Annotated in this window: 13 protein-coding genes; 4 read left to right on the top strand and 9 right to left on the bottom strand. The window is 36.7% G+C overall.

Translation table 11 applies throughout. The features are described 5' to 3' along the window. Window position 1: 1 nt before the first annotated feature. Window positions 2-1,228, top strand: coding sequence for a molybdopterin molybdotransferase MoeA (locus AC6H33_RS10130; protein WP_497604768.1), 1,227 nt, complete (start codon window positions 2-4; stop codon window positions 1,226-1,228). On the opposite strand, the gene AC6H33_RS10135 is transcribed toward AC6H33_RS10130, so the two are convergent. The 4 genes from AC6H33_RS10135 to AC6H33_RS10150 form a co-directional block, all read right to left on the bottom strand. Then, window positions 1,208-1,789, bottom strand: coding sequence for a 6-pyruvoyl trahydropterin synthase family protein (locus AC6H33_RS10135; protein ID WP_497604769.1), 582 nt, complete (start codon window positions 1,787-1,789; stop codon window positions 1,208-1,210). The two genes, AC6H33_RS10130 and AC6H33_RS10135, sit on opposite strands and share 21 nt — an antisense overlap. Next, entirely contained in the window at window positions 1,789-2,550 is a 762-nt protein-coding gene (locus tag AC6H33_RS10140) for a 7-carboxy-7-deazaguanine synthase QueE (RefSeq protein ID WP_497604770.1), read from the bottom strand. Before AC6H33_RS10140 ends, AC6H33_RS10135 begins: the two co-directional genes overlap by 1 nt. After that, window positions 2,547-3,512 (bottom strand): GTP 3',8-cyclase MoaA, encoded by a 966-nt coding sequence (gene moaA / locus AC6H33_RS10145; RefSeq protein WP_497604771.1) that lies wholly within the window; start codon window positions 3,510-3,512, stop codon window positions 2,547-2,549. The genes AC6H33_RS10140 and moaA overlap by 4 nt, the downstream gene beginning before the upstream one ends. A 122-nt stretch (window positions 3,513-3,634) precedes the next feature. After that, window positions 3,635-4,900, bottom strand: a complete 1,266-nt coding sequence (locus AC6H33_RS10150; protein ID WP_497604772.1) for an OprD family outer membrane porin — start codon at window positions 4,898-4,900, stop codon at window positions 3,635-3,637. A 239-nt stretch (window positions 4,901-5,139) separates the two neighbouring features. Here AC6H33_RS10150 and AC6H33_RS10155 point away from each other — a divergent pair, with 239 nt between their 5' ends. Next, entirely contained in the window at window positions 5,140-5,604 is a 465-nt protein-coding gene (locus AC6H33_RS10155) for an RDD family protein (protein ID WP_497604773.1), read from the top strand. 107 nt (window positions 5,605-5,711) lie between these two features. Here the strand turns inward: AC6H33_RS10155 and AC6H33_RS10160 are convergent, their stop codons facing one another. The 5 genes from AC6H33_RS10160 to mnmG are packed head-to-tail and all read right to left on the bottom strand — an operon-like array spanning window position 5,712 to window position 11,225. Continuing rightward, complete coding sequence (locus AC6H33_RS10160; RefSeq protein ID WP_497604774.1) at window positions 5,712-6,659, bottom strand: c-type cytochrome; 948 nt, start codon at window positions 6,657-6,659, stop codon at window positions 5,712-5,714. A 10-nt stretch (window positions 6,660-6,669) separates the two neighbouring features. After that, complete coding sequence (locus AC6H33_RS10165) at window positions 6,670-7,884, bottom strand: cytochrome b (RefSeq protein WP_497604775.1); 1,215 nt, start codon at window positions 7,882-7,884, stop codon at window positions 6,670-6,672. 12 nt (window positions 7,885-7,896) lie between these two features. Further along, a complete protein-coding gene (petA, locus tag AC6H33_RS10170) occupies window positions 7,897-8,421 on the bottom strand; it encodes a ubiquinol-cytochrome c reductase iron-sulfur subunit (RefSeq protein WP_497604776.1) in 525 nt (174 codons plus the stop codon). A 59-nt stretch (window positions 8,422-8,480) separates the two neighbouring features. Beyond that, on the bottom strand, window positions 8,481-9,347 hold the full coding sequence (locus tag AC6H33_RS10175) for a hypothetical protein (RefSeq protein WP_497604777.1): 867 nt from the start codon (window positions 9,345-9,347) through the stop codon (window positions 8,481-8,483). 3 nt (window positions 9,348-9,350) lie between these two features. Next, window positions 9,351-11,225: a tRNA uridine-5-carboxymethylaminomethyl(34) synthesis enzyme MnmG gene (mnmG, locus tag AC6H33_RS10180; protein WP_497604778.1), complete on the bottom strand. Its 1,875-nt coding sequence runs from the start codon at window positions 11,223-11,225 to the stop codon at window positions 9,351-9,353. 178 nt (window positions 11,226-11,403) lie between these two features. On the opposite strand from mnmG, the gene AC6H33_RS10185 reads away from it, so the two are divergent. Both AC6H33_RS10185 and AC6H33_RS10190 read left to right on the top strand, forming a co-directional pair. Then, on the top strand, window positions 11,404-12,507 hold the full coding sequence (locus tag AC6H33_RS10185; RefSeq protein WP_497604779.1) for an HD-GYP domain-containing protein: 1,104 nt from the start codon (window positions 11,404-11,406) through the stop codon (window positions 12,505-12,507). After that, window positions 12,504-12,869: a response regulator gene (locus AC6H33_RS10190; RefSeq protein WP_497604780.1), complete on the top strand. Its 366-nt coding sequence runs from the start codon at window positions 12,504-12,506 to the stop codon at window positions 12,867-12,869. Before AC6H33_RS10185 ends, AC6H33_RS10190 begins: the two co-directional genes overlap by 4 nt. Window positions 12,870-12,872: the final 3 nt, after the last annotated feature.

Here is a 12,872-nt window from a genome sequence, read left to right on the forward strand (position 1 = left end):
CATGGCAACCTCAATAGAAGATGCGTTAGAACTTATCTACAAGCACACAAAACCAAAATCACTAAAAATTGTACCTCTTGAGAAATCTCTTGGATATGTTTTAGCAGAAGAGATAAAAGCTATCCATAATCTTCCTCCATTTGATAACTCAGCAATGGATGGATACGCTATTAAAGCTGAAGATGCCAATAAGATACTAAAAGTAAAACATACGATTTTTGCTGGTGATGACTCAGATGAAGAGCTAGAGAGCGGATTTGCCATTAAAATAATGACTGGAGCAAAAATCCCACATGGATGCGATAGTGTAGTTCCAATTGAGTTAGTAAAAAACATTGATGAGACTATAACGATTATGGATAGAGTTAAAAAAGGTAGCAATATCCGCTTATGCGCAGAAGATATTAAGAGTGGTACTGCTCTGCTTTATGCTGGGACAAAGCTATATGCACACCACATAACACTTCTTGCATCTCAAGGTATTAGCCACATAAAAGTATATAAAAAGCCTCGGGTGGCAATTTTTGCTTCAGGAAATGAGCTAAAGATGCATTTTGAGAGTGTTGATGCTCATCAGCTCTACAACACAAACAGCCCTACATTTTATGCAAGAGCCAAGGAGCTTGGATGCGATGTTGATTTTATAGGAACGGCTAAAGATTCGCTTGAAAATATATATGAACACATTCAAAGCGCCCTTGATAGCGACCTAATAATCACGTCTGGCGGGGTAAGTGTTGGGGATGCTGATTTTACAAAAGAGGCATTTGGTGCTTTTGGGTATGAAATCTATTTTGAGAAAGTTGATATAAAACCAGGAAAACCTACAGCATTTGGGAAAGTAAAAGACACACTTGTCTTAAATCTTCCAGGAAATCCACTTGCTGCCGCACTAAACTTTGAACTATTTGCGCAAAGCATTATTTTAGCTCTTAGCGGAGATATGGAAAAATATATTGCTCCTATTGAGACTACAATTGCCGATGACTATGCGATAAAGAGCGGCAAAAGAGCTCTGATACCTGGACACTTTGATGGTTCTAAATTTAAACCATATGGAAAATTTTCACCAGGTATGATAACGCCCCTAGCCCTCTCAAACGCATTTATAATCATTGATAATAGATGCGAGATACTAAAGAAAGATAGCAGTGTTAAGATAATATCTACAAGATTTAGTTTTAACTCAAAAGAGCAAAAAGAGCTCTCAAACAGTTGTGGGGTTTAAAAACCTCTCACCTCTTTTCATCTTCTCCCAAAAGTTATTTTCTGCCCAGTCATCTTTGATAGCATCACTAAATATAATCTCATCAAGATTTATAGCTCCCATATTTTTTGAGTAAGCATCTTCGCTAAACGCTTGCGCATAGCCCGTATCTGTTTCGTGTACTATCACGCTGTGAAGCTTTACCTCTTTTTCTCCATTTACTGAAGTAGTAAGAGATAAAAGTTTATCCATAAGGACAAAAAATAGCCGTGAGAACTGTTCAGCTGAAGGAGATAACGGTGTAACTACCCATCTTGCAGAGTGTTTTTTCATATCATCTATATACTCTTTGTCATCTTCACTCCACAGAGTAATAGCGTGATCAAAACTATCAATTATCATTTTCATATTTTGTTTCATTAGCCCAAAATCATAAACCATTTGACCATTATCCAAGAAATTTGACTCAAATAGGAGCTCTACTTTGTATGAGTGGCCATGAATTGAGCTTCTGCATCTAAGAGTTGAACATCCTCTAACTATATGCGCATTTTCAAATTTAAAAAGCTTTCTTATTATCACTAAACACCTCTATTTTGATTCCATATTCGTATATGGAGTCTGTCGCTAAATTTGTACCCTTTTGCTTTGCAAAACTCTATCAAAGGCTCTGTATTTGCTTCAACTTCTTCTTTATTGCCACCAAGTGGCATACAGTAAATATCACTCTCTATGGAGTAAGAAGTTATCTCTAAAATCTCATCTTCAAGTGCTGCATTAATTGAGTCTGCATCTATTGAGAACTTAAAGAAAGCCTCTTTTGCGTTTAAGGCGATATTACTTATTACCTCGCCTTTTACTCTTTTATGAAATGGCTCATTTGAGTTTGATAGCTTTACAGAGAGTGCAAATATACACTTTTTATAAATCTCATATCTTTGAAAATTTACATCTAAAGAGCCGTTTGTCTCAAAAGTGATTTTATGTCCTCTCTCATGTAGATTCTCTAAAAACTCTACAAAGATAGGCTCATTTGCATATATAAGCGGTTCTCCGCCAGTTAAAACAACATCAACAGCAAATGGCAAGTCATAAAAGTTTATGACATTTATAAGCTCTTGTGCGGAGGTTATTGGAATCCAGTTTTGCAAAAAATGCTCTCTATTTACTGCATAGATAGTATCGCATCCTACAACTTTTTCTCCGCTAGAAGTACTCTCCTCACATCCAAAGCCTTCACACTTCATATTGCACCCACCAAAGCGGAAAAAGAGAGAAGGAGTTCCAACGTAACGCCCCTCTCCTTGTATGCTATAAAAATGTTCTACTAGATATACCATCATCCGCCCGTTTCATAAAACGCTCTAGTAGAGACCTCTCCATCTTCACCACCCCAGCGGTTTTTTTCTGGCTTTGTTCTTACAACTTCTCTTAAAACTTCACTAGCTGCTACTATATCGCCCTCTTTTATAGACTTTGCGATGCTTAGAGCCTCATCAAAATATAGACATGGTATAAGCTGTCCCTCTGCTGTTAGGCGGATACGATTGCACTGTTTACAAAAGTCATCCCCATAAGGCTCAATTATGCCAAATCGGTATCCATCACTCATCTTGTAGTAACGTGATGGAGAAGCACCATCATATCCCTCATCAACGAACTCATAATGTTCTCTTAACATAGAAAGCAGTTCATCTGATTTTAGTCCGCTTATCTCTTTGGAAGCGTATTTGTTTTCCATATACTCTATAAAGCGTATAGTCATACCACGCTTCTTTGAATACTCTAAAACATCAACTATCTCATCTGCGTTCATATTTTTCATAGGAACCATGTTTACTTTTACTTTTAATCCAACTGCGAGTGCCTCATTTACGCCCTCTAAAACGTTTTGTAAAACATCTTTTCCTGCGATAGCAAGGGCAACTTCTGGCTTTAGTGTGTCTATGCTTACATTGAGGCGCTTAAGCCCTGCATCACGAAGTTTTTGAGCAGTTGATTTAAGAAGATAGGCATTTGTTGTCATCGCCAAATCAATATCTGGTGCATAATCGTATATCATCTTTATAAATTTATCTAAATCTTCACGCAAAAGAGGCTCTCCGCCAGTGATGCGAATCTTTTTTATACCCTCATCAATTGCTACTTTTACAAACAAAAAAAGCTCTTCAAAAGTAAGCAGATTCTCTTTTGGAACCCATGAAAATGGTTTCTCAGGCATACAGTATTGACATCTGAAGTTACATCGCTCTGTTACGGAGATGCGCAGATAGTCAACAACTCTCTCATAGCTATCTATTAGCATAATAATTCCTAAACTGTTTTATATGTTTGTATTATATCTTTTGGAGGTAAAAAGGAGTTTAAATATTTTGAGGTTTTATAAATGGGGCTTTTGCGCCAAAAAAGAGGCGCAAAAAGTTTGAACTATTTTGTAGCGAATTTGTAATCTAACATCGCCCAGAATTTTGTAGTGTCTACATATGTTGAAGCACTATCTGCATTGAAATCAGCAACTTTTAAAAGACCAGATAGGTTGTTAACACCTGGGATTGCTCTTGCGTAAGTTACGTCAAGTTCAGTACCGTAGTCAGTGCTATCTACTTCAGCAGTATAGTCATGGAATGTTGCTTTTAGCATACCTAAATCTTTTGATTTGTAACCAAGACAGATATTTAAATCTTCAAGACCTTTTGTTGGTGTAGCTAAGAACATATCAGCAAAACCGTTATGAGCGTGTAGTGTAGCAAGTGGTGTAGCAAATGCTGTCTTTCCATCAGTTCCATTTGTACCGCTTAATACCTCATACTGAGCTCCAGCTAAGAAACCACTTACATCAGCATTAAGTTGGAAGTTCATGTAATCTGCATCAACATCACTAGTTGAGTTGCTAAATCCTGAATTTTCCATAGTTGCATCTGTTTGATTTGCATACTCAGCACGGTAACCTACTTTAACACCATCAGCAGCTTTGATATCTCCTGTTAATGCAACACCGTAAGTATCACTACCCATGCCACCAGCCGTACCTGTTCCGATCATATAGTCATAAGCAGTAACTTTTAACTCATCCATTACTTTGTATGAACCGTTTAAGAGTAGAGTTCTTGTATCCCAATTTTTTGTTGTTGCGCCAGCATCATTAGCAAATACTCTATTTACTTGATTTACATATACAGCTGTAAGGTTTAGGTTATCAATGCTGTTGTTTGTTAACGTATATGCATCAAAAGTTTGTGGCATTTGTCTCCAGTCAACTGCACCAACAAATCTTTGGTTATCAAGATTTATCATTTGACGACCAGCTCTTAACTTTGTTTTACCATACTTGATATCAATATATGCTTGTGTTAAGCGAGTCTGACTTGGATCAGCAACTGTTTGATGAGTTGTTTCACCATTAGCAGTACTATTATAGTTTTCATTTAATGCACGAACATCAGTCATCTCAGCATAAGCAGACAACCAATCAGTTCCTAATAAATCAGCACTAACACCAAGGCTTAAACGGTTAGTAAAGGCATTAGCATTAGCATTTCCATTGTCAGAAGCATCAACCATCTCATAACGAGCTCTTACTTGCCCTTTTGCTTTGATATTTGTTAAGATATCAGTTCCCTCTGCTTGAGCAGAAACTGCACCAACACCCATCATCATAACTGCTGCCATAGACATTTTTATCATTTTTCTCATTTTATCTCTCCTATTTTCTCTTATCGCTAATTTAAGATGTGAAATATCACTTCAAGTTATGCGATTTATTAGAGTAGAGAACATTTTACATCCGCAATTTTTAAAGTAAGTTTAAATTTCATGATTTGGGAGCTATTTGTTAATTTATTGTTAATTTATTGTCGCATATTCTACAAAGAGCTCTATTTTATGACTCCCTTAAATGAGAAAATAGTTTTTGAATCTGTTATAATTGCGTTATGAGATTTAGAAACATAAAAAACAGACAAAAAAAAGAGAGCAAAAAAGAGCTGCCAAAATATATTTATGCTCCATATAATCAAAGAGTAAAAGCGTTGATAACAGACATGTTTATGATCTACGCACCAATCCTTTATATAACAGCTTATATCGTAATGGACGGAAAAGATGAGTTTTTATCATCACAACTAGCACCTCTTGGTGCTGTTTTGTTATATGGCTTGATTTATGCGCTACTTTTGAGTAAATTTGGACAGACTCCTGGAAAAAAAGCGTATGAAATCAAAGTTGTAGATGATAAAAGTGGCGAATATATTGGCTTTTTTAGAGCCATTTTAAGATTTTTTCTATTTTTAGTAACAGCTTCAACTCTTTTAGGGCTATTTTTACCATTTTATAGAAGAGATAAAAAAACTCTGCATGATTTACTTTGTGGAACTATCGTAGTTGCACTAAAGAAGTAAAAGTCAATCTACTCATAAGAGTGGATGATATTATTATAAAATGAATTAGTAATGAGTGGTGGAGGATATAATATATCCTACCTCAAGAAGAGGTAGAATGGTAGAGATTAGTGTAGGTCTTTCCAGACTTGTTTTTTCCATAAAAGAGCAAAGATAGCAAAGATTACAGAGTAAATCAATACAGATTTACCAAGTGATTCTCTTTCGTGTCTTTTTGTATCACCAGCATCTTCTAGATATTCTATAACTTTCTCAGCAGCTTCTGCAGTAACACCAACTCTTGGCATTGCAGTACCCTCTAAGTGTGCTTGTGGGTTCTCTATAAATGTACTTATAAAGTGTTCACCACGAGAACGTATATACATACTTAAATCTGGAGGCAATTTACCCATATATTTTGTTAAGTGTTCTTGGTACTCTAACACTTGAATATCAAATGCCAAAGACTCTTTTTCAAACTTAAACGCTGGTTTTTCGCCAACTTGTGTCCACTTCTCGTATGAAACAGCGTGACATCTACCACAAGCATTTTCGTATGCCATTTTTGGAGTAACTTCCTCAGGTTTTACAGCAATTGATTGTAGGTATGAAACCATATCCGCAACTTCTTGCTCAGCATCTCCACCAGCACCAAAGAATGCAGTCATTGGGTGTGATTGCCCTTTTGCAGCATCAAACTTGTGCTCAACTTTTAGTGCATGAGCAGGATTTACTATTAAGTTAGCTAAAAATTTTGCATCATAGATAGCACCTGCATTGCTTAAGTCTGGTGGATTTACACCATAACTAGCAGCAGCAGAAACTGCGTCCATAGCAGCTGGCATACCCTCTTTTTCTATCGAGTGACATCCAGTACATGCAGCAGCACCTGTAACTAACTCTTTACCGCTTGCAACATTACCAGTTTTTGCAACTGGCTTTAAGTCTGCATAAGCAAAGTGCTCACTCTCTACATGCTTGTGCATTACAGAGTGTGCATATGGCTCAACTAACCAATAAGTTAGGAGAGTAAAAGCAACAACAACAACCAGAATTAAAGGTTCTTTATTTTTCATCCTATTCTCCTTATACTTTTTTTTCATTCATAGTTATAAACGGAAGTGCAACCCATAAAAGGATAAACGCAACTGCTGCAACTAAACCGATAGTACTAAACATACCCTCTGGAGGTAATTTGCCCATAGCTGTTAGAACTATCATATCGATAAGTAATAACCAAAACCAAACGCTAAATGCTCCACGGCGAGATGCTGGAACAGCATTTGGACTTCTGTCTAACCACGGTAAAAGTACAAAGATAACTTGTGCAAAACCAAACGCTAGTAGACCGATGTTTACAGAGAATGGACGAAGAATCTCATAAGACCATAAGAAATACCACTCTGGGTAGATATGTGCTGGAGTTTTAAGTCCATCAGCAGGGTCGAAGTTTACAGGGTCAAGTGCAAATCCATATTGGAAAAATACAAGATAGAAGAAGAAGATTAGGAAAAATCCAACAACCATCAAATCTTTAGACATAAAGTCATTTGCAAAACGGATAACTTTTGAACCAGCTTTGTCACCAGCTAAATATTTTTTAGCTTCAGCATCAAAGTCAACTTCTTCACCATCTTGGTTGTTAACGTGTGGAATTCTAAGAGCTGCAAAGTGAAGCCCGATAAGTCCCATAATCGCTAATGGTAAAAGAAGTACGTGAAGCATAAAGAAACGAGTTAAGAAAGCTTGAGCAGGAACATAATCCCCTCTAATCCACTCAACTAAACCATCTAAATGTAATCCACCAAGACTAAAGATATTTGTAATAACCATACCTGCCCAGTAGCTCATTTGTCCCCATGGAAGCATATAACCACTAAACGCTTCAGCAGAGAAAGTAACAAAAAGAAGCATACCTGAAACCCAAATCATCTCACGGCCCTTTTTATAAGAACCATAATAGATACCTGTGAACATGTGGATATAGATAATCAAGAAAACAACTGAAGCAGCAACTCCATGAACATGTCTCCACAACCAACCGTAATCAACATCTCTCATAATAGTAAAGTTTACGCTGTAAAACGCATCTTTAACATCTGGTTGATAGTACATCAACAAGAAAATTCCTGAAACTAAAAGTAGTGCGAATGTGATTGCAAGAACCATACCCATCGCCCACAAGAAGTTAATGTTTTTTGGAATCCAATACTCAGATGCCATAACCTTTTCAACTTTTTCAATTGCTAAACGTTGGTTTAACCAATCTTTAACACTTGTTGCTTTTGTAAAATGTGCCATAATTCCTCCCCCTTAAAGCGTTATGCCGCTATCTTTCATAGCTTGAAACTCTGGACCAACTTCACCAAGAACAAGCGATGTACCTTCAATTTTAAATGGAGGTATATCAAATGCACGCGGTGGTGGAACTTTTGTTACTTCACCAGCCCAATTAAACATACCGCCATGACATGCACAAAGGAATGATTCATCAGCAGGAATATATGCTGGAATACAACCTAGGTGCGTACATAAACCGATAGCTATCATAAAGTGAGAATCACCAACAACGATGTCTCTAGCTTTTTGGCTCTCAGTCTGTTTTGCAATCATCGCCGCTGTTTTTTTCAAAACAAAAATCGGCTTTCCTCTCCACTTTTCTGTTATTAGCTGTCCCTCTGGATATATTGTCATATCAAGAGTTGTAAATCCTGCAGCTTTAACGCTTGGAAGCGGATCCCAAGTCTTTTTCATTGCTACCAATGAAGCAACTGCCCCTACACCTGCAACGGCGCCAAATGCTTTACCCATAAACCCTCTACGGCTACTGTTATGCATATTTGCTCTCTTTCTCATAAAATTGAAGGCTGATTATATACTAAATTACTTTTAATTAATCATAAATTTAAGCTTTCTTTTATAAATTTTACGATTTTTGCTGTACTTTGTTCCGTTTTGGAATACTTTATGTTATTTATCGAGCTTATAATTTCAATAAGGTCTTCTTTTTTATAATTTTTTACAATCGGAATATTTAAGCTCTCAAAAAGTTCTAAAAAATCTGTCGTATAATCTTCTCTTTGCACATATATAGGCATTGCTCCAGATGCAAGAGACTCTAAAATAGCTTGAGGAGATGAAGAGATAAGAATTTTTGAGTTTTGAATCATCTCATCATAATCTTCAAACTCATAATGATTTTTAAACTTCTTTCTTAACATATCTTCATAATCTAAAAAGTAGTAAAAACCAAGCTGAAGAGAAGGGTCTAAATCTTCAATAAATGATAGATTTTTCTCTAAATCTTTCTCATAATCATCATCCCCAAAAAAGTAGCTAATCTCTACTGTTTTAGCTTTTTTTTCAAAATACTTATCATCAACGGCTACTGCGTTACATATCCCATCACCGCTTAAATACGAAGAGATAAGAAACTCTTTCTCCATTTTTACATCATCTTTTTTATCACTAACTCGTATAAAAGTAGAAAAAAAATCTCTCATATCTTCAAGCATTATCGGGTTAGCTTCTTCTGAGTCAAAAATCAGCTTATCGCCATGTTTTGCGATTTGGGGAATGTTTCTTACAACATCGATACCAACGGCTTTATCTACTCCAAAATGTCTTGCTTCATTTGCAATTCTAAAGTCAGAACAAAGAAGTGTAATATCAACGTCTCCTAAAGCTCTCATTATAGTACAAGCCCGTCTAAATCTATCAAGCCCGATTCGATGCCCAGTGTGTACATAGTAGTATATTTTCATTCTCTATCTCTTTTTTTGCTCTATTTTTATATATATATGTAAAATTTCTATGGCAGCTGGAGTTATTCCGCTGATTTGAGAGGCTGCTTGAAGGGTCGGAGGATTAAATTTTTCTAATTTTTCTACTATCTCCTTACTTAGTCCGCTTATGCTTCTAAAGGCAAAATCTTGAGGAATTTCAACTTTTAGATACTTCTTCATCTTCTGTATCTCTTCGCTCTGTTTTTGAACATAACGAGCATATTTTCCCTCTACTAAAATCTCTTCAAGTATATAAGCGTCATACATCTCAAACTCTGGGATTAGCTTTAACATCTTTGGCACATCAAAACTTTTTCTTGCTACTATCTGCTCGGCTGAGATAGTATCTCTTACTCCCTCTTCGCCAATAGAGTTTAAAATTGCTATAAACTCTTTATTTGGTGTAAAAATCGTCTCTCTTAAAATCCTCGCACCCTCTTGAATCTGAGCCTCTTTAGCTTTTACTCTCTCATAGTTAGCATCATCGATTAGCCCTAGTTCGTGCCCATAATGGCTAAGTCTTGTATCTGCTGACTCTTCACGCAAAAGAAGTCTGTACTCTGCACGAGAGGTAAACATTCTATATGGCTCTTTTGTCCCTTTTGTAACCAAATCATCTATCAAAACGCCTATATAAGCCTCATCTCGGCGTAAAATAAGAGGCTCTTTTGCACTAATGCTAAGTGAGGCATTTATACCAGCCATCAGCCCTTGAGCTGCGGCTTCTTCATAGCCCGTTGTGCCGTTAATCTGCCCTGCAAGATATAATCCTTTTATCTTTTTTGTCTCCAGTGAGTGTTTTAACTCTCTTGGATCTACAAAATCGTACTCTATTGCATATCCATAGCGAACTATTTTTGCATTTTCCATCCCTTTTACAGAGTGAATCATCTGTTGTTGAACATCTGGAGGGAGTGATGTACTCATCCCATTTATGTAGCACTCTGTATTTTCAAAAGTTTGAGGTTCTATAAAGAGGTGGTGTCTCTCTTTATCTCTAAAACGGTTTATCTTATCTTCAATACTTGGGCAATATCTTGGTCCAGTTCCCTCGATTTGACCCGTAAACAACGGCGCTCGGTAGAAGTTACTCTCTATGATGTCATGAGTATTTTGATTTGTGTATGTGATGTAGCAAGGAATCTGTTTTTTTGTTTTTCTAAACTCATCACGGTTGGTTCTAAAGCTAAACGGGTTTGGAAGCTCATCGCCGCCCTGCTCTTCCATGACTGAGAAGTCTATAGTTGAAGCATCAACTCTAGCACACGTTCCAGTTTTTAGTCTTCCCATCTCTAGTCCACAAGCTTTAAGAGAAGCGCTTAAACCCTCACTACTCTGTTCGCCAAATCTTCCACCAACCTGCTTTATCTCACCTACATGTATAACGCCACGTAAAAATGTACCGCTTGTTACTACTACTTTTTTGGCACTGTACTCATTTAAAAGATTTGTTTTTACACCTTTTACTTCGCCATCTTCGATGATAAGCGACTCTGCCATCTCTTGAACCAAATCAAGGTTTGGAGTGTTTAGGATTTTATTTCTGGCAATTACGCGGTATTTGTCCATATCTATCTGAGCTCTGCTTCCCCGAACTGCTGGACCTTTTGTCTGGTTTAGTATGCGAAACTGTATCCCAGCTTCATCAGTTATGAGAGCCATCTCTCCGCCTAGAGCATCTATCTCACGGACTAAATGCCCTTTTGCCAAACCGCCTACTGCTGGATTACAGCTTGTAGCACCCACATTTTCCGCCAACATTGAAATCAGCAAAGTTCTGTTTCCCATTCTAGCAGCGGCCAAAGAAGCCTCAACTCCAGCATGTCCGCCACCGATAATAATTACATCATAATTCATATTAGTTCCATATATTTGTATAAACAATTTTTAAAATTATAGCTAGAAGTTTTTAAAATCTCTTAGCGTTAAATGCAGTAACTAAAGGCAACGCTAACAGCTTTTGTTACATTAAGCAATTTAGAATTAATATAGATTTGATTACAATTTTAAAAAGATTATTTGTGAGGTTATGGTTATGGATACAATTACTGTTCTTGCTGTTGATGACGAGCCCTTTAATTTGGACTTGATTGAGTTAGCTTTTATGGATATACCAAATATAAATCTTATAAAAGCTGTAAATGGGCAAGATGCATTAGAAAAACTACCCCTTATAAATGCAAATGTTATACTGCTTGACCTCAGAATGCCTCTTATGGATGGTTTTGCAATGCTTGAAAAAGTAAAAAACGACCCAAACTTTGCAAAAATTCCAGTAATCATAGTAACTGCCAACTCTGAAGAGAAAAACAGAGCTTTAGCGCTTGGTGCAAATGATTTTTTAGCAAAACCTGTTGATACGGTAGAGTTAAAACTACGTACATTAAACTATACAAAACTACATAAGAGCCAAATAGCACTTGAAGAGTTAAATACAAATTTGGATAAGTTGGTTAATCAAAGAACAGCACAACTAAATCTTGCGCTAAAAGTTGCCAAAGAGACAGAGTATGAGGTCTCTCTAAGACTTGGCATGGCTAGTGAGTATAGAGATTTAGAAACAGGTATGCACATCAAGCGAATCAGCCACTACTCTGCACTGTTAGGAAAACTCTCTGGTATGGACGAGGAGCAGGAGAGACTACTTTTGTACTCCTCTCCACTACATGATATTGGTAAAATCGGAATTCCTGATGCTATTTTGCTAAAACATGGAAAGCTTGATGACAAAGAGTTTAAGCTAATGAAAGAGCATACTACCATTGGAGGGTTGATGCTTCAAGATGGAGAGAGATACCCCATCATAAAAGCTGGGCAGATTATCGCGCAACAGCATCATGAAAAGTATAATGGTTCTGGCTACCCACTGGGGCTAAGTGGCGAAGATATACATGTTTATGCACGAATTGTCTCGATAGTTGATGTGTTTGACGCTCTCTCATCTAAGAGAGTTTATAAAGATGCTTTCCCTTTAGAGAAGACATTAGAGATAATGAAAGATGGGGAGGGCTCTCACTTTGACCCGATATTGCTAAATCTTTTTATTGATAATTTAGATAGTTTTTTAGAGATAAGAGACAGTTTTACTGATGTCGATGAAGCACCTCATATCATGAACATGATTGAGGAGTACAGATGAGATTTTTACTAGTTGAAGATGAAGAGTTTAACCTCATCGTACTTGAAGAGATGATAAAAATATCATATCCAGATGCAAAGATACTAAAGGCTAGTAATGGACAAGAAGCTTGTGACATACTCTCTGAGAACTCTTTTGATTTGATTTTAAGCGATATAAATATGCCAATTATGGATGGTTATACATTCATAAAGAAGATAAAAAACGAACTTCTTCTTGCTACTCCCACAGTAGCAGTAACTGCTTTTGCCATTCAAGGCGATAAAGAGAAACTGTTGATGGCAGGATTTGATTACTATATATCAAAACCAATCGATATGGCTGAGTTGCATAAAGTCCTAAAAGTTTCTCTCTTAGATTAAGAT

Source organism: Sulfurimonas limnophila, assembly GCF_059705345.1.